This window comes from Variovorax sp. RCC_210 (assembly GCF_041355175.1).
Taxonomy (GTDB): domain Bacteria; phylum Pseudomonadota; class Gammaproteobacteria; order Burkholderiales; family Burkholderiaceae_C; genus Variovorax.
In genome coordinates, this window is record NZ_JBFUPJ010000009.1 from 72,001 (window position 1) to 92,767 (window position 20,767).

The window sequence follows — 20,767 nt, forward strand, 5'->3', positions numbered from 1 at the left end:
CTGTGTCTGGAACAAATGTACCGGAGGGGTTCGAATGGAACAGTTGACGGAACAAATGTTTCAAACAATAATTCAACCGAAACGTTAGTTCCAAAAGAAACCTGACCGCTACCCGAACTGCCACCCGGACCGTCCCGGACTCTTCCGTACCCGACCCCACCCGCCATGACGCACGTTTTCCACCGCCACCTCCGCCAGACCCCACCCGTCGCCGCCGGCTCGCACGGCATGTTCATCCGCGACGCCGAAGGCCGCGAGTACCTCGACGCCTCCGGCGGCGCCGCGGTCTCCTCGCTGGGCCATGCGCACCCCGAGGTGCTGGCCGCCATGCACGCGCAGCTCGACACGCTGGCCTACGCGCACACCAGCTTCTTCACCAGCGAGGTGGCCGAGCAGCTGGCCGACGAGCTCATCGGCTCCGCGCCCGAGGGCATGAGCCACGTGTACCTGGTGAGCGGCGGCTCCGAGGCGGTGGAGTCCGCGCTGAAGATGGCGCGCCAGTACTTCGTGGAAACCGGCCAGCCGCAGCGCACCCACTTCATCGCGCGACGCCAGAGCTACCACGGCAACACGCTGGGTGCGCTGGCGGTGGGCGGCAACGCCTGGCGGCGCGAGCCCTTCGCACCCATCCTGGTGCCGGCCACGCACGTGGCGCCGTGCTACCCGTACCGCGAGCAGCGCGACGACGAAAGCGCGGAGCAGTACGGCCTGCGGCTGGCGGCCGAGCTCGAAGCGGCCATCCTCGCGCAGGGCGCCGACCGCGTGATCGCCTTCGTGGCAGAGACGGTCGGCGGCGCCACCGCCGGCGTGCTGACGCCGGTGCCGGGCTACTTCAAGGCGGTGCGCGCGGTGTGCGACAGGTACGGCGTGCTGCTGATCCTCGACGAGGTCATGTGCGGCATGGGCCGCACCGGCACGCTGCACGCCTGCGAGCAAGAGGGCGTGGTGCCCGACCTGATCACCATCGCCAAGGGCCTGGGCGGCGGCTACCAGCCGGTGGGCGCGGTGCTGGCGCAGCGCCGCATCGTGGAGGCCATGTCGCAGGGCAGCGGTTTCTTCCAGCACGGCCACACCTACCTGGGCCACCCGATGGCCTGCGCCGCCGCGCTCGCGGTGCAGCGCGTGATCCGCCGCGACGGGCTGGTCGCCAAGGTGCGCGAAGACGGCGTGGCCTTCGGCGCGATGCTGCGCGAGGCGCTGGGCGGGCACCCGCACGTGGGCGACATCCGCGGCCGCGGCTTCTTCTGGGGCCTGGAGCTGGTCGCCGACCGCGCCAGCAAGGCGCCGTTCGACCCGGCGCTCAAGCTGAACGCCGCCGTGAAGAAAGACGCCATGGCCCGCGGCCTGCTGTGCTACCCCTTCGGCGGCACGGTCGACGGGCGCCAGGGCGACCACGTGCTGCTGGCGCCGCCCTTCATCGCCACGCGGCAGCACCTGCAGGCCATTGCCGAGCGGCTGGCCGAGTCCATCGACGCGGTCACGCGCGCGGCCGTGCGCTGAGCGCCTTTTTTCTTTCCGCTTTTTCCTTCAACCGTCGTTCCAAGGAGCGTTCCATGCCCAAGCCACGTCTGTCGTTTTCGCGCGGTGCCTTTTCACTGTCGCTCTCCCTTTCGCTTTCCTTCGCGCTGGCCTTCGCCGCCCGCGCGCAGGACACCGACACGCTCGCCAAGGTCAAGGCCAGCGGCGCCATCACCTTCGGCTACCGCGAGTCGTCCTTCGGCTTCTCGTACCTCGACGGCAACCTGAAGCCCGTCGGCTACAGCATCGAGATCTGCAACCGCATCGTCGAGGCGCTGAAGACCGAGCTGAAGATGCCCGCCATCGAAATCAAGTACCAGGCCGTCACCTCGGCCAACCGCATGCCGCTGGTGCAGAACGGCACGGTCGACATCGAGTGCGGCTCCACCACCAACCTGGTCGACCGGCAGAAGCAGGTGGCGTTCTCGCCCGACATCTTTCGCTACAACGTGCGCATGCTGGTCAAGGCCGATTCGGGCATCAAGGGCATCGCAGACCTGCAGGGCAAGACCGTGGCCACCACCACCGGCACCACCTCGTTCCGCCTGCTGCGCGAGGCCGACCGCGGCCGCAGCCTCGACGTGACCAACCTCGCGGGCAAGGACCACAGCGACTCCTTCCTGCTGGTGGAGAGTGGACGCGCGCAGGCCTTCGTGCTCGACGACATCCTGCTGGCCGGGCAGCTCGCGAACGCGCGCAACCCGAAGGACTTCGTCATCACCGGCGAGAGCCTGCGCACCGAGAACCAGTCGCTCATGTTCCGCAAGGACGACCCGGCCTTCAAGGCGCTGGTGGACCGCGTGGTCTCCGGCATGATGAAGTCGGGCGACATGGAAAAGCTGTACAACAAGTGGTTCATGTCGCCCATTCCGCCGAAGGGCATCAACATCAACTACCCGCTGAATGCCGAGACGAAGGACGCGTTCGCGAACCCGTCGTCCAAAGGCATCTGAGCGCATCCGAAGCTCGCCGCACCATGACCCGCATTGCCCTGATCCACGCGCTCTCGCACTCCGTCGCGCCCATCAACGAAGCCTTTGCGCGCGACTGGCCCGAGGCGGTGCGCATGAACCTGCTCGACGACAGCCTCTCCGCCGACCTGGCGCGCGACGGCAAGGGGCTGGACGCGGCCATGCACGAGCGCTTCCAGCGGCTGGCGCAGTACGCGGTGGACACGGGCGCGCGCGGCATCCTGTTCACCTGCTCGGCCTTCGGGCCGTGCATCGAGGCGGTGGCGCGCCGGCACGCGGGCATTCCGGTGCTCAAGCCGAACGAGGCCATGGTCGAGGAAGCTGCCGAGAAAGTGGCAGAGACGATGGCGCAAGGGCAGGGCAGGCTAGGGCTCATTGCTACCTTCGCGCCCACGCTGGCCTCGATGCCGCCGGAGTTCGCGTCGGACACCGAGCTGGAAACGGCGCTGGCCGAAGGCGCTCTCGACGCGTTGAACGCCGGCGACACGCAGCGGCACGACGCGCTCATCGCCGCGCAGGCGGCCGCCTTGCGCGAGCGCGGCTGCACGCGCATCGCGCTGGCGCAGTTCAGCATGGCGCGGGCGCGCACGGCCTGCGAGGCTGCGAGCGGGTTGCCGGTGCTGACCACGGTGGACAGCGCGGTGCGCGCGCTGCGGCGCCGCGCCACGCAGCGCTGATCCAGCCGCTGATTCAGGCCCGCAAGCTCAGGCCCGCAAGCTCAGGCCCGCAAGCTCAGGCCCGCTGCTTCATCGCCGCGCGGCTGCTCTCGATGATCGAGAACAGCGCCGTGATCGCGATCTGCGCCGCGTCGCTGCGCCCCAGCGTCCGGGTGATGTTGCTTTCGCGGTCGGTGGCCTGCAGCCCCTGCGACAGGCGCCGGTAGATGTCGGCCGAGGGCATGGCCGCGGCGTTGCCCAGGGCGTTGCACCAGGTGTCGGCCAGCACGGCGGTGAGCTGCTCGCTCTGCGCGTTCGACAGCTTCATGCCGTCGCCCGGGAACATGGCGGCAATGCAGTGCATGAGGTAGGCCTGCGTTTCCAGCGAGAACGAATGCTGGCGCACGTAGCACTCAACCGCCGCCCAGAACAGCGGCTCCGAGGTGCGGCGCCAGCTTTCCAGCACCTTGCGCGCCTTGGCCACAAGGTCGGCATGCGTGTCGCCGGGCTCGGTGGGGCGCAGCGCCAGCCCCTGCAGCGTGAGCGCCACGTCGGGCCCCGAGGCGCCCAGCACGAAGCTCCAGAACTTCCAGCGCGCGTACCACTTCTTGTCGTGCGCCGGGTCCAGCGGCTCGAGCAGCCAGAAGTCGAGGCTCTGCACCGCGTCGCTGCGCTGGTCGGCGGTGCGCCCGTCGCCCAGGTCGAGCAGCGGCATCGCCGACTGCATGCGGTCGGCCGCGATGTGGCCCTGCGCCACGATGCCCGCGCTGGTGCCCGAACGGTCGATGTCGAGCAGGCGCTGCATCAGCCGGCGCAGCTCGCCGGCCGAGGCGCCGGTGGCCTGGCTCACGCGGCGGATCGACTCGCACTGCTCGCGCTCCAGGTCGTGCACGTTCTTGCGCCGGTCTTCGCCGTGGTCGTCGGCGGTGGAGACGTGTTCTTCGAGCCCGTTGCCGGGGGTGAACGTCTGCATGGGTGAGGCTCCTGCGGACCGCGGGGTCCGCGCATTTGTGACTATGTGTCAACACAATGCATCCGAACATCACCAGAACTGGGTATCCGGGGTGCTCACCTGAACGCCGGCTGACCACCCGCCTCGCCATAATTGCCGCTCTTTCAAGGAGTACGCGTGGACATCGTTTTGCTGGTCAAGGCCGCCATCATGGGCATCGTGGAGGGGCTGACCGAATTTCTTCCGATTTCGTCGACAGGCCATCTGATTCTTGCGGGCTCGTTGCTCGGCGGCTTCGGCGACAACCGGGGCAAGGTCTTCGAGATCGCCATCCAGACCGGCGCGATCTTCGCGGTGATCCTGGTGTACTGGCAGAAGATCCGCTCCACCGTGGTGGCGCTGCCCCGCCAGCCCAAGGCGCAGCGCCTGGCGCTGAACATCTTCATCGGCTTCCTGCCGGCGGTGGTGCTGGGCCTGCTGTTCGGCAAGGTCATCAAGGCGCACCTGTTCATCCCGACCGTGGTGGCCAGCACCTTCATCATCGGCGGCTTCATCATCCTGTGGGCCGAGAAGCGCCCGCCCGGCTCGGTGCGCGTGGAGCACGTGGACGACATGACGCCGTGGGACGCGCTCAAGGTGGGCCTGGTGCAATGCTTCGCCATGATCCCGGGCACCAGCCGTAGCGGCTCGACCATCATCGGCGGCATGCTGCTGGGCCTGTCGCGCCAGGCGGCGACCGATTTCTCGTTCTTCCTGGCCATTCCCACGCTCATCGGTGCGGGCGTGTACAGCGTCTACAAGGAGCGCGCGGCGCTGTCGATGGCCGACCTGCCGCTGTTCGCGGTGGGGCTGGTGTTCTCGTTCATCAGCGCCTGGCTGTGCGTGCGCTGGCTGCTGCGCTACATCAGCAGCCACAGCTTCGTGCCTTTCGCCTGGTACCGCATCGCCTTCGGCATCGTGGTGCTGGCGACCGCTTGGAGCGGCGTGGTGGTGTGGGCGGACTGAGCCGCCTGCGCAAAACTTGAGCGTTTGAAACTTCAGGCCGAGGCCACGGCCGCGCCCAACAGGGCGCTGGCGGCCCGGGCCTCCTGCCGCACCGCCACGGCGATGGGGCCGTCGATGGCGGGGTCGAACCCGCCCGTGGCGCCCAGCGCGGTAATCACCGCGCTCACGCGGCCCGCGTAGTCGTACACCGGCGCCGCCACGGCGCTGATGCCGCGCAGGTAGGTGTCCTTCACGCTGGCGCAGCGCGCCTGCTGCACCTCGCGGCGCAAGCTGCCGATCGGGTCTTTCGCGTCGAGCAGCGCGCGCATGTCGGGCGTGGCGTCGCCCAGTTCCTGCTCGGCCAGCGCCAGCACGCGCGACTCGTCGAGCAGCCCCAGGAAGGCCCGCCCGGTGGCCGACCACAGCATCGACATCACAGAGCCCACGCGCACGTTCACCGTCACCGGCAGGCCCGGTTCCTCGAAGCGCACGATGGTCGGGCCCTTGTTGCCCATGACCGCGACGAAGCAGGTCACCTCCAGCATTTCGCGCAGGCTTATCAGGCAGGGCTCGGCCGCGCGAATGGGGTCGGCCTGGCGCATGGCGGCCAGCCCGATCTGGATGGCCTCGGTGCCCAGGTAGTAGTGCTGCGAGGCGGCATCCTGCGCCACCAGGCCTTCTTCCATCAGGCTGGCGAGGTAGCGGTGCACCTTGGCCGGGCTTTCGGCCACGTGGGTCGACAGGGCGGTGAGGCTGCTGCGCCCACCCAGGTGCGCCAGCCCCTTGAGCACGGCCATGCCGGTTTCGGCGGCCTGCACGCGCTGGCGGCGTTCACGTGCGGGGGTGGGGGCGGCGATGGGTTCCGGCGATGAGGTCATGTGCGCCCGATGTTAGGTGCAGGTCCGGGGCGCCCTGAAAACGGCCGAGGAGGCCGGGTAAACCCGTGATCTGCATATTACGCAATGCGTATGATAATTACGCAATACACAATATCCATCCCGGAGACACCCCCATGAAGAAGCACGCCGCCCGCGCCCTCGCGGTCATTTCCTTCGCCGGCATCGCGGCCGTCGCCGGCCTTGGCGCCACCGCCGCCAGCGCGCAGACCTACCCCGCCAAGCCGATCCGCTGGATCGTTCCGTACGCGGCCGGCGGCGGCTCCGACTTTCTCGCGCGCACGGTCGCGCAGACTTTCTCGACGCAGGTCGGCCAGCCGGTGCTGGTCGACAACAAGCCCGGCGGCAACACCGCCCTGGGCGCCGCGGAAACGGCGCGCGCGCCGGCGGACGGCTACACCATCCTCTCGGCCGACAACGGCACGCTGGTGTTCAACCCGGCGCTGTACAAGTCGCTCACCTACAGCCCCACCAAGGACCTGGCCCCGGTCACGCTGATGGGCAAGTTCCCGATGATCCTGGTGGTGGGCGCCAACTCGGGCTTCGCCTCGGCCAAGGACTTCATCGCGCAGGCGCGCGCCAAGCCCGGCGGCATCAACTACGCCTCGGCCGGCGCGGGCAGCCCGCACCACCTGGCGATGGAGCTGCTGAAGGTGGAGGCCAAGCTCTTCATGGTGCACGTGCCGTACCGCGGCGCGGCGCCCGCGCTGGCCGACGTGGTCGGCGGGCAGCTGCCGGCCATGATGGTCGACCTGGCCGCGGGCTCGGGCTTCATCAAGGGCGGCAAGGTGCGCGCGCTGGCCGTGGCCAACGCCACCCGCCTGCCGCAGCTACCCGACGTGCCCACCTTCGCCGAGCTGGGCTACAAGAATGTCGAAGCCGCCGCGCTGGTCGGCGTGGTCGTGCCCTCGGCCACGCCGCCCGACGTGGTGAAGACGCTGAACCGCCAGATCGTCGCGGCCATCAACGAGCCGTCGGTGCGCACGCGCATGGTCGACTTCGGCGTGGAGCCGGTGGGCAACACGCCCGCGCAGTACGCCGAGCTGCTCAAGAACGAGACCGTGCGCTGGCAAAAGCTCATCCGCGATCTCAAGATCACCCTCGACTGAGAACCCACGCCATGCCAGACACCGCCCCCGCCCAGCCAGCCGCGAGCACGAGCGCCCCGCGGCGTTCGGGCTGCCCCGTCGCGCACGGCGCGCTGTCTACCGAGCGCACGCCCACCGGCTGCCCGGTGAGCCAGCGCGCCGCCGGCTTCGACCCCTTCGAAGACGGCTACCAGCAGGACCCGCCCGAGTACGTGCGCTGGGCGCGCGAGCAGGAGCCCGTCTTCTACAGCCCCAAGCTGGGCTACTGGGTGCTCACGCGCTATGCGGACATCAAGGCGGTGTTTCGCGACAACATCACCTTCAGCCCGTCGAACGCGCTGGAAAAGATCACGCCCACCGGCGAGGAGGCCAACGCGGTGCTGGCGTCGTACGGCTTCGCGCTGAACCGCACGCTGGTGAACGAGGACGAGCCCGCGCACATGCCGCGCCGCCGCGCCCTCATGGACCCGTTCACGCCCGAGGCGCTGAAGCACCACGAGCCGATGGTGCGCGAGCTGGCGCGCACGTATGTGGACCGCTTCATCGACGACGGCAAGGCCGACCTCGTCGACCAGATGCTGTGGGAAATTCCGCTGACCGTGGCGCTGCACTTTCTCGGCGTGCCCGAGGAAGACATGGACACGCTGCGCAAGTACTCCATTGCCCACACCGTCAACACTTGGGGCCGCCCCAGGCCCGAAGAGCAGGTGGCCGTGGCGCACGCGGTGGGCAACTTCTGGCAGTACGCCGGCAAGGTGCTCGAGAAGATGCGGCAAGACCCCGACGCGCCCGGCTGGATGCAGTACGGCATTCGCAAGCAGGCGCTGCAGCCCGAGGTGGTGACCGACTCGTACCTGCACTCGATGATGATGGCCGGCATCGTCGCCGCGCACGAGACCACCGCCAACGCCACCGCCAACGCGATGAAGCTGCTGCTGCAGCACCCGCAGGTGTGGCAGGAGCTGTGCGAAGACCCGGGCCTGATTCCCAACGCGGTGGAAGAGTGCCTGCGCCACAACGGCTCGGTGGCCGCGTGGCGCCGCCTGGTCACCAGGGACACGCGCATCGACGGCGTCGACCTGCCCGCGGGCTCGCGCCTGCTGATCGTCACCTCGTCGGCCAACCACGACGAAGGCCACTTCGAGGACGCCGACCTGTTCGACATTCGCCGCGACAACGCCAGCGACCACCTCACCTTCGGCTACGGCTCGCACCAGTGCATGGGCAAGAACCTGGCGCGCATGGAAATGCAGATCTTCCTGGAGGAGTTCACGCGCCGCCTGCCGCACATGAAGCTGTCGGCGCAGCGCTTCACCTACGTGCCGAACACCTCGTTTCGCGGGCCGGAGCACCTGCTCGTGGAATGGGACCCGGCGGCGAACCCCGAGCGCGCGAACAAGGCCCTGCGCGATGTGCAGGTGCCGGTACCGGTACGCATTGGCGAACCTTCCGCCGGCGCCATCGCGCGGCCCGTGGTGGTCGAGCGCGTGACGCCGGTGGCCGACGGCATCGTCAGGCTGCGCCTGGCCTCGCCCGACGGCAAGCCGCTGCCGCGCTGGACGCCCGGCGCGCACATCGACGTGGAATGCGGCACCGCCGACCTGTCTCGCCAGTACTCGCTGTGCGGCGACCCGGACGAGGCCGGCGTGCTCGAGATCGCCGTGCTGCACGAGCCCGAGGGCCGCGGCGGCTCGGCCTGGGTGCATGCGAACGTGAAAGCTGGCGACCGGCTGCGCATTCGCGGCCCGCGCAATCACTTCAGGCTGGACGAGTCGCTGAAGAAGGCCATCTTCATCGCGGGCGGCATCGGCATCACGCCGGTGAGCGCGATGGCGCGGCGCGCCAAGGCGCTGGGCATGGACTACGAGCTGCACTACAGCGGCCGCGGCCGCGCCAGCATGGCCTTCGTCGACGAGCTGGTCGCGCTGCACGGCGAGCGCCTGCACCTGCACGCCGCGAGCGAAGGCCGCCGCAACGACCTGCAGGCGCTGCTCGCGCAGCCCGTGCCCGGCGCGCAGGTGTACGCCTGCGGCCCGCTGCGCATGCTCGAGGCGCTGGAAGACGCGTGCGCCGCATGGCCCGAGGGCGCGCTGCGCGTGGAGCATTTCGAATCGACGCTGGCCACGCTCGACCCGTCGAAGGAGCATGCCTTCGAGGTCGAGCTGAAAGACTCCGGCCTGGTGCTCACCGTGCCGCCCGACCAGACCTTGCTGAGCGCCTTGCGCGCCGCCAATGTCGATGTGCAGAGCGACTGCGAAGAGGGCCTGTGCGGCTCCTGCGAAGTGCGCGTGCTGTCGGGCAAGGTCGACCACCGCGACGTGGTGCTCACGCGCATGGAGCGCGAGGCCAACACCAAGATGATGGCCTGCTGCTCGCGCGCCTGTAGCGCCCAGGGCGAGGGGCAAGGCCGGCTGGTGCTGGAGCTTTGAACGCCTAGGGCGCCAGCGGCATCCGCAGCGCCACCTGCGTTTCGCCGGGGCGCGACTGCAGCTGCAGCTCGCCCCCCAGGCGCCGTGCCCGCGCGCGCAGGTTGCGCAGCCCGGCGCCCGCGTTGCGAGCCGTGTCTTCCAACGCGAAGCCGCGCCCGTCGTCGCGCACGCTCAGGCGCAGCTCGGCGCCGGCGCGCGCCACGCTCACGTCCACCCGCGCGCTGGCGCTGTGCTTGAGCACGTTGGTCAGCGCCTCCTGCAGGAAGCGCATCAGGTCCAGGCTTTGCGAAGGCGGCAGCTCCAGCGTGTCGATGTTCGCCACCTGCCAGCGGCAGTCGATGCCGTTGGCCTCCAGCAGCTGCGCGCTGCGGTGGCGCATCGGCGCCAGCAGCTCGCCCAGCGTGCGGGCGCCGTCGTCGCGGCCGGTGGCGTCGATGATCAGCCGCAGGTCGTCGCGCAGGCGCTTGAGCATGGCCAGCAGCTCGGGCGCGCTCAGGTTTTCGGGCGCGCGCTCCAGCGTGGCGATGCTGCCCACCAGCATGCCGCCCAGGCCGTCGTGCAGGTCGCTCACCAGGTTCACGCGCTCGCCGATGCGCGCGTGCGCGAGCTCCAGCGCGTGCTGCTGCGCCAGCGTGGCCGCCAGCTCGGCCTTGGCGGCGTTCACTTCCTCGATGAGCTCGGTGTTGAAGTTCTCGATGCGCCGCAGGCTCTGCGCGAAGCGCGCGGCCTGCGCCAGCGCCATCCCCAGCAGCAGCACGTACGAGGACATGTTGGTGTAGTAGATGTTGCTGTCGATCACCTGCGTGAACACCAGGAGGTCGTGCGCCCCGGTGATGGCCGACAGCGCCATGAACGGCGTGAGCGCGCGCATCGGGCTGCCCGGGTGGCGCCACGCGTGCACGACGGCCACGCTGTTCACCACGATGATGGTCAGCCCGCCCACCAGCGTCCACAGCGCGCGGTGCGCCATCAGGTCGGCCAGCGGCGCGGTCCACAGGTCGACCACGCCCGCGGCCACCACCAGCAGCGCCGCGCCTTCCAGGCGCGGCTTGCGCCGCCCGGCATAGCGCAGCGCGAACACCAGGTACGACAGGCTGAACACCAGCAGCAGCGAGGTGTTCAGCGCCTGCCAGCCATGGTTCGACGCAAAGGGCCAGGGGCTGGTCGCGATCTGGTTGTAGGCGAACAGCAGCCACAGCACCGACATGGCCGCGAACCAGCCGTAGGCTGTCTCGCGCCGGCGCAGCCACCACCACGCCGCGAAGAAGGCCGACACCGCCGCGCTCACCGCCAGGCCCAGCACCTGCAGGTCGCGGCGCAGCAGGCGTTCGCGGTCGAACGCCGCCTGCATGGCGCGGGGCGCGCCCAGCTCCACCGGCCCGAGCCCGGCCTGGTAGGCCGCGAGGCCCGACACGCGCACCAGCAGCGTGTTGGCGCCGGGGCGCAGCAGCGGCGCCGCCAGCAGCCAGTAGCGCGGCGTGTTCCAGGCGCGGCTGAGCGGCTCCACCAGGCTGTCGTCGCGCGAAAGCGGCGTGCCGTTGAGCGACACCTCGCCCGCCATGTTCAGGTAGCGCAGCAGCAGGCCGGCTTCGTGCACCGGCTCAGGCTGCGTCCAGCTCAGCCGGTACCAGACCACGCCGTCGAAGCCGGGCCAGCGCTGGGCCCAGCTGTCGGGCAGGGCGACGGGCGTCCAGCCCTCGGCGGGCGGCGCGGTGTCGTGCCAGCCGGCGGCGCGCACGGCCTCCACGCGCAACGCGGGCGTGGCCGCCTCCTGCGCGAACACAGGCACGGGCGTGGCCGCGAGAAAGAGCGCGAGAAAGAACGCGAAAAGGACTGCGAGAACGGGAGGCAGCGCGCCGATCAGCGCAGCAAGCCATGCCGCCGCGCCTGGAACACCGCTTCGGTGCGCGAGTTGACGGCCAGCTTGCGGTAGATGTTCTTGGTGTGGCATTCCACGGTCAGTCTGGAGATCGACAGCGACTCCGCCATGTCGCGGTTGCTCAGGCCCTGCGCCACGAGCTCGAGGATCTTGCGTTCGCGCGGCGTGAGCGCGGAGCGCAGCGCGTCGACCGGGGGCGTTTGCGCCGGGGTGGACGCCGTAGCGGCAGTCGGCGGCGCCGCCGCGGCCACCCAGGCCAGGATGCGCCGCGCGATGGTCGGGTCGATGGGCGCGCCGCCTTGCTCGATGCTGCGCAGCGCCAGGCCCAGCTCGAGGTCGTCGCGCTCCTTCAGCAGGTAGCCGATGGCGCCCGCGCGCAGCGCCGCGAAGATGACTTCTTCGGTGCGCCAGGCCGAGATCACCACCGCCGGCACGCCCGGGTGGTGCGCCTGCAGCCAGCCGATGAGCTCCACGCCGCTGCCGTCGGGCAGGCCGATGTCGACCAGCGCCACGCTGTAGCGGTTGTCGGCCAGCAGCCGCTGCGCGCCGGCCACGCTGTCGGTCACGGCGATGTGCGCGGCGTTGCAGCCCAGCGTGGACAGCACGTGGCGCAGGCGGGCCTGCATGGCAGGGTCGTCTTCGACGATGAGCGCGGGGCTCAGCGAGACGGGCTGGACTTCTTCGGTGAAAGCGACGGCGGACATGCGGCGGATTCTGTTGCCAGGCCGTTTGCCCGAGGTGGGTGGGGCCTGGGCGGCCATTGTCCCGGAAATGTTGCCAAGTATTGCCAGCTGTATCTATCGACCCCGCCGCGCGCGCGGATCAAAGGGGCTTGAAAGGCGGCCTGCACATGATCAGGTACTGCGCCCCCGACATCGGCTCATGGTGCGCGGCCTCGCTGCGAAAGCCCAGCCGCTCGTAGAAGCCCACGCTCGGCGGCGTGAAGGTTTCCAGGAAGCAGGGCGCGCCCGCCGCGTCGGCCTCGGCCAGCGTGGGCGCGAGCAGCCGCGCGCCGATGCCGCGCCTCTGCGCCGCCGGCGCGATGCCCAGGATCGACAGGTACCACGCACCCGCAGGCACCACGGTCGGCGCGCGCGCCGACATGAACGCGACGATGCGCTCGTAGTTGGCCAGGCCGCGCGGGCCCAGCGTGTCGGCCAGAAAGGCGCTCTTGGCGGCGGACTCCGTGGCGTCCACATCGTCCGCGCGCGGCAGCAGCCACGCCGCGGCGCCCAGCGTGGGCTCATCGGGCACCAGGCAGCGGCCGGTGCGCGCGGCCTCGCCCATCGAGTAGCCGAAGTACGCGGCGAGCACCGCCTTGCGCTGGTGCATGTCGTGCGCGAAGTCGACGGAAATCGCGAGGTAGAACGGATCGACGATCAGCGCGTCGGCCAGCGCGGGCGTGGAGAGATGTGGGGGTGGCATGCGGGTCTGCAGAGACGGGACGGGACTGGACTGGACTGGACTTTGGGGGGGCGGCGGAACCCGTGTGATTCTAGGAAGCGCCTGTGTGGCGAAAGGCGCGCGCTCAGGCCCTGGCGCGCAGCCGCTTGGCCTCTTGCGCCAGGAAGCGGTACAGCCTCGGGTCGTCCGCGTAGCCCACGTTGAAGCGCAGCCACGGCGTGGGCCGCAGGTCGGTGCGAAACAGGTCGCCCGGCGCCAGCAGAAAGCTCTCGGCAATGGCGCGCTGCGCCAGCGCGCGCATGTCGACGTCGTCGCGCTCGAAGCGCGCCCACAGAAAGGGCCCGCCCGCCGGCCGCGTGAACAGCTGCATGCCCGCGGCTTCCAGCCTGTCGCACACCGTGTGCTGCGCGGCCTGCAGCCGCTCGGCGAGCTTCGACACGTGCGCGCGGTAGCGGCCCTCGACCAGCACGCCGTGCAGCAGCCGCTCGGTGAGTTCCGAGGTGGTGAGGCTGTTGACCATCTTCTGCAGGATCATCTTTTCCGCGAACTCCTCGTTGCACGCCACGAAGCCCACGCGCAGCGCGGGCGACACCGTCTTCGAAAAGCTCCCCACGTGGATCACGCGCTGCAGCCGGTCCAGGCTCGCCAGCGGCGTGGCGGCGCCGGGCGGCTCCAGCCCGGCCATCACGTCGTTGTCGACGATGTGGAAGTCCAACTGCTCGGCCAGCCGCAGCATCTGGTAGGCCACCGCCGGCGTGCAGTGGCCGCCGGTGGGGTTGTGCAGGTTGGTGGTGGTGAAGAAGGCCTTGGCCCCGTGGCGCTGCGCCAGCGCCTGCAGCGCGGCCACGTCGGGGCCGTGCACGGTGCGCTCCACGCCCACCAGCTTCAGGTCGAGCGAGCGCAGCATCGCGTACAGGTTGGTGGAGCCGGGCTCGTCGACCAGCACCACGTCGCGCGGCTGCAGCAGGCAGCGCGCCACCAGGTTCAGCGCCTGCGAGGCGCCGTGCGTCAGCACGATCTGGTGCGGCGCGGTCTCGATGCCCTGCTGCGCGAGCAGCGTCTGCACCTGCTGGCGCAGCGGCAGGTAGCCGTAGGGGGTGCCGTAGTTCGCCAGGCCGGCGGCCGACTTGCGCGACAGCGCCGCCAGCGCGCGCTTCACACCGTCTATATGCAGCATCTCGGGCGGGATCCAGCCGCAGCCGGCGTTTAGCAGCGTGCGGTCGTCTTCGTACACGTGCTTCAGCAGCCACAGCGAGTCGACCGAGGTGCGGCCCAGGAAGGGCTTGCGCCGCGTGGCGGCCGAGCGCTCCGCCTCGGCCACGTAGTAGCCGCTGGCCCGCCGCGCCTCCACATGGCCCTCGGCCACCAGCCGCTGGTAGGCGTTGGTGATGGTCATGGTGCTCACGCCGCAGTCGGTGGACAGCGCGCGCACCGAGGGCAGCTTGTCGCCGGGCTTCATCGCGCTGGAGGCGATCTGCGCGAGCAGCGCGTCGTAGACCTGGCGCACCAGGGGCGTGGGCAGCGAAGGGTTGACAGTGATCACGGCATGGCATGCACGTTTCGTGTGCACGAAAAAGCCCCAACACGGGGACGAACACAGGGAAGAAGAGCGACTGTTCTACTACAGACCCTCTCAACTGTATATATGCATTTCCCCTGGCAGATGTCTCAATGGAGACCTCGCCGCCGCACGCCTTCCGAGGCTCCCCGGCACGGCGTTCCCCGTTCATCCTTTGTCAGGAAATCACATGCAACCGCAGCCCTTCTCGCCTTCGCCTGTCCGCCCGGCAGGAATCTTGTCGCGCCGCCTTGCCCGATGGGGCGCCGCCGCGCTGCTGGCCGGTGCGTTCATTGCCCCGGCGATGGCGCAGACCACCACGCTGAAGATCATTCCGAGCAGCAACATCACCGTGCTCGACCCGATCTGGACCACCGCCTACGTGACGCGCAACTTCGGCTACATGGTGTACGACACGCTGTTCGCCACCGACCTCGAAGGCCACATCCGCCCGCAGATGGTCGACAAGTGGAAGGTGTCGCCCGACAACAAGACCTGGACCTTCACGCTGCGCGACGGCCTGGAGTTCCATGACGGCAAGCCCGTCACCAGCGAGGACGTGGTCTCGTCCATCAAGCGCTGGGCCAGCCGCGACACCTTCGGCGCGCAGCTGTCGAAGGTGACCGAGCGCTACGACACGCCCGACGCCAAGACCTTCGTCATCGTGCTGAAGGAGCCTTTCGGCCTGGTGCTCGAGGCGCTGGGCAAGCCGTCTTCCAACGTGCCGTTCATCATGCCCAAGCGCATTGCCGACACCTCGGGCGACGTGCAGATCAAGGAGTCGATCGGCTCCGGCCCCTACGTGTTCAAGGCCGACGAGTTCCGCCCCGGCGAGCGCGTGGTGTTCACCAAGAACACGCGCTACAAGCCGCGCGCCGAAGCACCTTCGGGCACCGCCGGCGGCAAGAACGTGTACGTGGACCGCGTGGAGTGGCTCATCATTCGCGACGCGCAGACGCAGATGAACGCGTTGCTCAACGGCGAGGCCGACATCCTGGAGCAGCCGGCGTTCGAGCAGTACGCCACGCTGCGCACCAACCCCGACATCAAGCTGGTCGACGCGCAACCCGCGGGCAACCAGTTCATCCTGCGCTTCAACTTCCTGCAGCCTCCCTTCAACAACGAGAAGGTGCGCCGCGCGGCCTTGCTGGCGCTGGGGCAGGAAGCCTTCCTGCGCACCCAGGTCGGCACGCCCGGCCTCACGCGCTACTGCAAGAGCATGTTCCCCTGCGGCACGCTGTTCGAGTCGGAGCAAACCGGCGACTACACCGGCGTGGCCAACCCGCAGAAGGCCAAGGCCTTGCTCGAAGAGGCGGGCTACAAGGGCGAGCCGGTGGTGCTGATGCGCCCGACCGACAACCCGACCATCGGCAAGCTGCCGCTGGTGGCCAAGCAGCAGCTGGAGCAGGCCGGCTTCAAGGTCGACATGCAGTCGATGGACTGGTCCACGCTGGTGGCGCGCCGCGCCAAGAAGGACGCACCCGCGGCCGGCGGCTGGAGCGCGTTCATGACCTCGTGGACCGCCTCGGACATCCTGAACCCGATCACCATGGCCATGATGAATGCCACCGGCGACAAGGGCTGGTTCGGCTGGCAGACCGACGCCAAGCTCGAGGAAATCAAGGTGCAGTTCACGCAGGCCAAGACCGACGCCGACAAGAAGAAGCTGGCGCAGGCCGCCCAGCTGCGCGCCTTCGAGACCGCCACGCACGTGCCCGTGGGCCAGTACAACCAGCCCGCCGCGGTGCGCAAGAACGTGAGCGGCCTGGTGCCGGCCGGTGCGCAGGTGTACTGGAACATCAAGAAGCAATAAGAACGAAGAGAAGAGGGCCCGTCCATGCTGACCTTCCTCGGCAAGCGCCTGCTCGCCACCATTCCCGTGCTGCTGGTGGTGGCGGTGGCGATCTTCATGATCGTGCGCCTCACGCCCGGCGACCCGGCGGCCGTCATTGGCGGCAACAGCGCCACCAACGAAGACCTGGACCGCATCCGCGTGCAGCTCGGCCTGACCCGGCCGCTGTGGGAGCAGTTCGCGATCTGGGGCAACGGCGTGCTGCACGGCGACCTGGGCTTCTCGTTCTTTTTGAACAAGCCGGTGCTGGAGCTCATCGGCCAGCGCATGGAGCCCACGCTCTCGCTGGCCGGCGGCACGCTGCTGCTGGCGGTGGCCATCGCGCTGCCGCTGGGCACGCTGGCCGCGTGGCGCATGGGCGGCTGGCTCGACAAGGCCGTCATGGCGTTCTCGGTGGCGGGCTTCTCGGTGCCGGTGTTCGTGGTCGGCTATGTGCTGATCTACCTGCTGGCGATGAAGCTGCAGTGGTTTCCGGTGCAGGGCTACCGGCGCATCGGCGAAGGCGTGGGGCCGTGGCTGAACCAGCTGGTGCTGCCGTGCCTCACGCTGGCCATCACCTACGTGGCGCTGCTGTCGCGCGTGACGCGCGCCGCGGTGAGCGAGGCGCTGACCGAAGACTTCATTCGCACCGCGCGCGCCAAGGGCATCACCGAGCTGCAGGTGCTCAAGCACCACGCGCTGCGCAATGCGGCGGTGCCGGTGGTCACGGTGATCGGCGTGAGCGCGGCGCTGCTGCTGGGCGGCGTGGTGGTCACCGAGACGGTGTTCGCCATTCCGGGCCTGGGCCAGCTCACGGTGGACGCGGTGCTGAACCGCGACTTTCCGGTGCTGCAGGGCGTGGTGCTGTTCTTCGCCGTGGTGTACGTGGCCGTCAACCTGCTGGTGGACGTGAGCTACCTGTTCATCGATCCACGCATTCGCTACTGACATGAGCACCTTGAAAAGACTCTGGCGCAACAGCGCCGTGCGCGGCGGCATCGTCGTGCTGGTGGTGCTGGCGCTGCTGGGCGTGTTCGCGCCCTGGCTGGGCACCTTCGACCCCTCGGTGATGGACCCGAGCTTCATCTCGGTGGGCGCGGGTACCGCGGGCCAGGTGACGCTGCCCGACGGCGCGCAGTTCGCCCACACCTTCTGGATGGGCAGCGACAGCGTGGGCCGCGACGTGTGGAGCCGCGTGCTCTACGGCACCCGCATCTCGATGACGGTGGGCCTGTTCACCGCCTTCGTCGCCATCGCCTTCGGCTGCCTGCTGGGCATGCTGGCGGGCTACTTCCGCGCGGTCGACGCGGTGCTGATGCGCGTGATGGACGGCGTGATGGCCATTCCCGCCGTGCTGCTGGCCATCACGCTGGTGGCGGTGCTGGGCGCCAGCCTGCCGACGGTGATATTGGCCATTGCCGTGCCCGAGGTGCCACGCGTGACGCGCCTGGTGCGCGCGCTGGTGATGAGCCTGCGCGACGAGCCCTTCGTGGAGGCCGCGCGTGCGCTGGCCACGGCCGACGCGACCATCCTGTGGCGCGACATCTTGCCCAACGCGCTGGCGCCGCTGATCGTGCAGGGCACCTTCATCGCGGCCTCGGCCGTGCTGACCGAGGCCATCCTGAGCTTCCTCGGGCTGGGCCTGCCGTCGGACGTGCCCACCTGGGGAAACATCATGGCCGAGGGGCGCGTGCAGTTCTCGCAGAGCCCGGGCAACGTGCTGTTCCCCGCGCTCTTCCTGGTGCCCACGGTGCTGGCCATCAACATGCTGGGCGACGGCCTGCGCGACGTGCTCGACCCCAAGTTCTCCAAACGCGTGTGAGGCGCAGATTTTCATGACCCCCACATCCGATTCCACATCCGGTTCCGCACCCGGTTCCAACCCGGGCGCCCCCATCCTCGAAGTGCGCGGCCTGCAGGTGGCGCTGCCCTCCGACGCCGACCGCCCGCACGCCATCGAACGGCTCGACCTGCGCATCGAGGCCGGGCGCACGCTGTGCATCGTGGGGGAGTCGGGCTCGGGCAAGTCCGTGCTGGCCACCACGGTGATGGGCCTGCTGGCCAAGGGCCTCACGCTGAAGGCCGGCGACGTGATGCTGTGCGGCGAGAAGCTGGTGGCGCAGGGCCGCTTCACCTCCGACAAGCGGCTGCGCCAGTTGCGCGGCACCGGCATGGGCATGGTGTTCCAGGAGCCGATGACGGCGCTGAACCCGGTGCTCACCTGCGGCGAGCAGGTCGACGAGCTGCTGCGCACGCACACCGCGTGGGGCGCGGCCGAGCGCAAGGCGCACACCATCGCCATCTTCGAGCGCGTGCGGCTGCCCGAGCCGGCGCGCATTCATGCGAGCTACCCGCACCAGCTCTCGGGCGGGCAGCGCCAGCGCATCGTGATCGCGATGGCCATCATCCTGAAGCCGCGCCTGCTGATCTGCGACGAGCCGACCACCGCGCTGGACGTGACCACGCAGGCCGAGATACTGAAGCTCATCGCCGAGCTGCAGGCCGAGCAGGGCAGCGCGGTGCTCTTCATCACGCACGACATGGGCGTGGTCGCGGAAATTGCCGACGACGTGATGGTGATGCACCGCGGCGCGCTGGTGGAGCAGGGCCCGTGCGAACAGGTGCTGCGCCAGCCGCGCGAGGCCTACACGCGCATGCTGCTCGACGCCGTGCCCGGCATGACGCCGCCGCCCGCGCGCGCATTGCCCGGCGGCAAGCCGCTGCTGAGCGGCACTGGCGTCGGCAAGGTCTACACGCGGCGCGACTGGCTCGGCCGCGCGAAGCACAACACCGCGCTGCAGGACGCGAGCGTGGCCGTGCACCGCGGCGAAACGGTGGGCGTGGTGGGCGAGTCGGGCTCGGGCAAGTCGACCTTCGCGCGCTGCATGATCCGGCTGATCGCGCCCAGCGCGGGCAGCATCCTGTGGGGCGACGCCGAGGTGCGCGACCTGCCCGAGGGCCGGCTGCGGCCGCTGCGCTCGCGCGTGCAGGTGGTGTTCCAGGACCCGAACCGTTCGCTGAACCCGCGGCGCACCGTGGGCTCGTCGATGGTGGAGGGCGCGATGAACTTCGGGCTGAGCAAGCTGCACGCGCGCCAGACCGCCGAAGAGCTGATGGACCGCATCCAGCTGCCGCGCACCGCGCTGGAGCGCTACCCGCACCAGTTCTCCGGCGGCCAGCGCCAGCGACTGGCCATCGCGCGCGCCATTGCCTGCCAGCCGCAGGTGCTGGTGGCCGACGAGGCCGTGTCGGCGCTCGACGTGTCGGTGCAGGCGCAGATTCTCGACCTGCTGCGCGAGATACAGCGCGACCTGGGGCTGGGCATTCTGTTCATCACGCACGACCTGCGCGTGGCCGCGCAGCTGTGCGACCGCGTCATCGTCATGAGCCAGGGCCGCATCGTGGAGCAGGGGCCCACGGGGCAGGTGTTCAACGCGCCGGCCGACGCGTACACGCGACGGCTGCTGGCGGCGGCGCCGCGCGCGGAACTCGCGAGCGCGCAGTGAGCCTGCGGGGCGCCTGGCGCGCGGCCATCGACGACCCCGCCTGGCGCGGCGCCTTCGCCGAAGGGCGGCGTGACATCGCGGGCGCGGCGCTGGGCACCATGGCCATGGGCCTGGTGGCCGGCGTGGCCATGGCCAAGAGCGGCGTCGGGCTGGGCGTGATCCTGGCGATGTCGCTGCTGGTGTTCGCCAGCGCCTCGCAGCTGGCCTGCCTGCCGCTCATCGCGGCCGGCGCGCCGCTGTGGGTGATCGTGGCGACCGCGTGCGTGCTGAACCTGCGCTTCGTGGTGTTCAGCGTGAACTGGCGGCGCTATTTCGGCGCGCACCGCCGGCTCGCGCGCGTGCTGCTGTCGTACCTGGCGGGCGACCCGGTGTATGCGCAGTTCGTGCACCGGCATCCGCAGCCTTCGCCCGAAGGGCGCGCCACGGCGCGCCAGCAGGGCTACTTTCTCGGGCTGGCGCTGACCAACTGGGCGGCGTGGCACGTCGCGTCGCTGGCGGGCATCTTCCTGGCCGACGCCATTCCGGCTGCGTGGGGCCTGCGCTTCATCGGCGTGCTCGCCTTGCTGGCGCTGGCCTTGCCGATGCTCACCGATCGCGCGGTGCGCTGCTCGGCACTGGCCGCGGGCGCGGTGGCGCTGGCGACAGCATCGCTGCCGATGGGGCTCAATGTGGTCGCGGCCATTGCCACCGCCTTCGTGGCGGGCACCTGGGCCGACCGCCGCTGGGGTGCGCGCTGATGCACCTGGGGCACGAGGCCTACGTGTGGCTGGCCGTGGGCGCGCTGGTGGTGGTGACGGTGCTCACGCGCAGCTTCTTCCTGCTGCCCGACAGCGAACCCCGGCTGCCCGGCTGGCTGTGGCGCGGGCTGCGCCACGCACCGGTAGCGGCGCTGCTCGCCATGGTGGTGCCCGACGTGTTCCTGAGCAACGGGCGCCTGTTGTCCGACTGGCACGATGCGCGGCTTTTTGCAGTGGGCGCCGCATTGGCCTACTACCTGGTCCGGCGAAACGACGTGGCCGGGACGATCCTGGTCGGCACGGGTACGCTGATGCTCCTGCGGCTGGGCTTCGGCTGGCCATGAAACGAACAACGACC

Annotated in this window: 18 protein-coding genes; 12 read left to right on the plus strand and 6 right to left on the minus strand. The window is 69.8% G+C overall.

What is annotated here, in order from left to right:
- Nucleotides 1-165 precede the first annotated feature (165 nt).
- Genes AB6807_RS23475 through AB6807_RS23485 form a run of 3 tightly spaced genes read left to right on the plus strand, consistent with a single transcriptional unit; the run spans nt 166 to nt 3,166 of the window.
- The gene (locus tag AB6807_RS23475) at nt 166-1,500 is read left to right on the plus strand and encodes an aspartate aminotransferase family protein (RefSeq protein ID WP_371086437.1); all 1,335 of its coding nucleotides are present in this window, start codon (nt 166-168) and stop codon (nt 1,498-1,500) included.
- Between the two features lie 53 nt (nt 1,501-1,553).
- On the plus strand, nt 1,554-2,471 hold the full coding sequence (locus AB6807_RS23480; protein WP_371086438.1) for a transporter substrate-binding domain-containing protein: 918 nt from the start codon (nt 1,554-1,556) through the stop codon (nt 2,469-2,471).
- Nucleotides 2,472-2,494: 23 nt separating this feature from the next.
- A complete protein-coding gene (locus AB6807_RS23485) occupies nt 2,495-3,166 on the plus strand; it encodes an aspartate/glutamate racemase family protein (protein WP_371086439.1) in 672 nt (223 codons plus the stop codon).
- 55 nt (nt 3,167-3,221) lie between these two features.
- Here AB6807_RS23485 and AB6807_RS23490 read toward each other — a convergent pair whose 3' ends face one another.
- Nucleotides 3,222-4,118: a hypothetical protein gene (locus tag AB6807_RS23490; protein ID WP_371086440.1), complete on the minus strand. Its 897-nt coding sequence runs from the start codon at nt 4,116-4,118 to the stop codon at nt 3,222-3,224.
- A gap of 156 nt (nt 4,119-4,274) precedes the next feature.
- On the opposite strand from AB6807_RS23490, the gene AB6807_RS23495 reads away from it, so the two are divergent.
- The gene (locus AB6807_RS23495) at nt 4,275-5,102 is read left to right on the plus strand and encodes an undecaprenyl-diphosphate phosphatase (protein ID WP_116912936.1); all 828 of its coding nucleotides are present in this window, start codon (nt 4,275-4,277) and stop codon (nt 5,100-5,102) included.
- Nucleotides 5,103-5,134: 32 nt separating this feature from the next.
- On the opposite strand, the gene AB6807_RS23500 is transcribed toward AB6807_RS23495, so the two are convergent.
- Nucleotides 5,135-5,959, minus strand: a complete 825-nt coding sequence (locus tag AB6807_RS23500; protein WP_371086441.1) for an IclR family transcriptional regulator — start codon at nt 5,957-5,959, stop codon at nt 5,135-5,137.
- Nucleotides 5,960-6,093: 134 nt separating this feature from the next.
- On the opposite strand from AB6807_RS23500, the gene AB6807_RS23505 reads away from it, so the two are divergent.
- Together AB6807_RS23505 and AB6807_RS23510 are read left to right on the plus strand one after the other, a co-directional pair.
- Nucleotides 6,094-7,086: a tripartite tricarboxylate transporter substrate binding protein gene (locus AB6807_RS23505; RefSeq protein ID WP_116912938.1), complete on the plus strand. Its 993-nt coding sequence runs from the start codon at nt 6,094-6,096 to the stop codon at nt 7,084-7,086.
- Nucleotides 7,083-9,494 carry a cytochrome P450/oxidoreductase gene (locus AB6807_RS23510; RefSeq protein ID WP_371086593.1) on the plus strand — a complete coding sequence of 804 codons (2,412 nt, stop codon included), beginning with the start codon at nt 7,083-7,085 and terminating at the stop codon, nt 9,492-9,494. The genes AB6807_RS23505 and AB6807_RS23510 overlap by 4 nt, the downstream gene beginning before the upstream one ends.
- Nucleotides 9,495-9,498: 4 nt before the next feature.
- Here AB6807_RS23510 and AB6807_RS23515 read toward each other — a convergent pair whose 3' ends face one another.
- The 4 genes from AB6807_RS23515 to AB6807_RS23530 all read right to left on the minus strand — a co-directional run bounded on the left by AB6807_RS23515 (nt 9,499) and on the right by AB6807_RS23530 (nt 14,320).
- Complete coding sequence (locus tag AB6807_RS23515) at nt 9,499-11,283, minus strand: ATP-binding protein (RefSeq protein WP_371086442.1); 1,785 nt, start codon at nt 11,281-11,283, stop codon at nt 9,499-9,501.
- A 71-nt stretch (nt 11,284-11,354) separates the two neighbouring features.
- Entirely contained in the window at nt 11,355-12,077 is a 723-nt protein-coding gene (locus AB6807_RS23520) for a LuxR C-terminal-related transcriptional regulator (protein ID WP_371086443.1), read from the minus strand.
- A gap of 118 nt (nt 12,078-12,195) precedes the next feature.
- Nucleotides 12,196-12,798 carry a GNAT family N-acetyltransferase gene (locus AB6807_RS23525; RefSeq protein WP_371086444.1) on the minus strand — a complete coding sequence of 201 codons (603 nt, stop codon included), beginning with the start codon at nt 12,796-12,798 and terminating at the stop codon, nt 12,196-12,198.
- A gap of 103 nt (nt 12,799-12,901) precedes the next feature.
- Nucleotides 12,902-14,320 carry a PLP-dependent aminotransferase family protein gene (locus AB6807_RS23530; protein ID WP_371086445.1) on the minus strand — a complete coding sequence of 473 codons (1,419 nt, stop codon included), beginning with the start codon at nt 14,318-14,320 and terminating at the stop codon, nt 12,902-12,904.
- Nucleotides 14,321-14,573: 253 nt separating this feature from the next.
- On the opposite strand from AB6807_RS23530, the gene AB6807_RS23535 reads away from it, so the two are divergent.
- From AB6807_RS23535 to AB6807_RS23560, 6 genes are read left to right on the plus strand one after another with little or no spacing between them, the layout of a single operon-like run.
- Nucleotides 14,574-16,148, plus strand: a complete 1,575-nt coding sequence (locus AB6807_RS23535; RefSeq protein WP_371086446.1) for an ABC transporter substrate-binding protein — start codon at nt 14,574-14,576, stop codon at nt 16,146-16,148.
- Between the two features lie 24 nt (nt 16,149-16,172).
- On the plus strand, nt 16,173-17,114 hold the full coding sequence (locus AB6807_RS23540; protein ID WP_286517426.1) for an ABC transporter permease: 942 nt from the start codon (nt 16,173-16,175) through the stop codon (nt 17,112-17,114).
- A gap of 1 nt (nt 17,115) precedes the next feature.
- Nucleotides 17,116-17,988: an ABC transporter permease gene (locus AB6807_RS23545; protein WP_116912946.1), complete on the plus strand. Its 873-nt coding sequence runs from the start codon at nt 17,116-17,118 to the stop codon at nt 17,986-17,988.
- Between the two features lie 13 nt (nt 17,989-18,001).
- The gene (locus tag AB6807_RS23550; protein ID WP_371086447.1) at nt 18,002-19,672 is read left to right on the plus strand and encodes a dipeptide ABC transporter ATP-binding protein; all 1,671 of its coding nucleotides are present in this window, start codon (nt 18,002-18,004) and stop codon (nt 19,670-19,672) included.
- Complete coding sequence (locus AB6807_RS23555; RefSeq protein ID WP_371086448.1) at nt 19,669-20,409, plus strand: AzlC family ABC transporter permease; 741 nt, start codon at nt 19,669-19,671, stop codon at nt 20,407-20,409. The genes AB6807_RS23550 and AB6807_RS23555 overlap by 4 nt, the downstream gene beginning before the upstream one ends.
- Entirely contained in the window at nt 20,409-20,753 is a 345-nt protein-coding gene (locus AB6807_RS23560) for an AzlD domain-containing protein (protein ID WP_207786819.1), read from the plus strand. Before AB6807_RS23555 ends, AB6807_RS23560 begins: the two co-directional genes overlap by 1 nt.
- Nucleotides 20,754-20,767: the final 14 nt, after the last annotated feature.

Coding starts and splice junctions, on each gene's coding strand:
- AB6807_RS23485 (WP_371086439.1), top strand. CDS start 2,495: ATGACCCGCATTGCCCTGATCCACGCGCTCTCGCACTCCGTCGCGCCC.
- AB6807_RS23480 (WP_371086438.1), top strand. CDS start 1,554: ATGCCCAAGCCACGTCTGTCGTTTTCGCGCGGTGCCTTTTCACTGTCG.
- AB6807_RS23525 (WP_371086444.1), bottom strand. CDS start 12,798: ATGCCACCCCCACATCTCTCCACGCCCGCGCTGGCCGACGCGCTGATC.
- AB6807_RS23560 (WP_207786819.1), top strand. CDS start 20,409: ATGCACCTGGGGCACGAGGCCTACGTGTGGCTGGCCGTGGGCGCGCTG.
- AB6807_RS23475 (WP_371086437.1), top strand. CDS start 166: ATGACGCACGTTTTCCACCGCCACCTCCGCCAGACCCCACCCGTCGCC.
- AB6807_RS23540 (WP_286517426.1), top strand. CDS start 16,173: ATGCTGACCTTCCTCGGCAAGCGCCTGCTCGCCACCATTCCCGTGCTG.
- AB6807_RS23520 (WP_371086443.1), bottom strand. CDS start 12,077: ATGTCCGCCGTCGCTTTCACCGAAGAAGTCCAGCCCGTCTCGCTGAGC.
- AB6807_RS23505 (WP_116912938.1), top strand. CDS start 6,094: ATGAAGAAGCACGCCGCCCGCGCCCTCGCGGTCATTTCCTTCGCCGGC.
- AB6807_RS23545 (WP_116912946.1), top strand. CDS start 17,116: ATGAGCACCTTGAAAAGACTCTGGCGCAACAGCGCCGTGCGCGGCGGC.
- AB6807_RS23500 (WP_371086441.1), bottom strand. CDS start 5,959: ATGACCTCATCGCCGGAACCCATCGCCGCCCCCACCCCCGCACGTGAA.
- AB6807_RS23550 (WP_371086447.1), top strand. CDS start 18,002: ATGACCCCCACATCCGATTCCACATCCGGTTCCGCACCCGGTTCCAAC.
- AB6807_RS23490 (WP_371086440.1), bottom strand. CDS start 4,118: ATGCAGACGTTCACCCCCGGCAACGGGCTCGAAGAACACGTCTCCACC.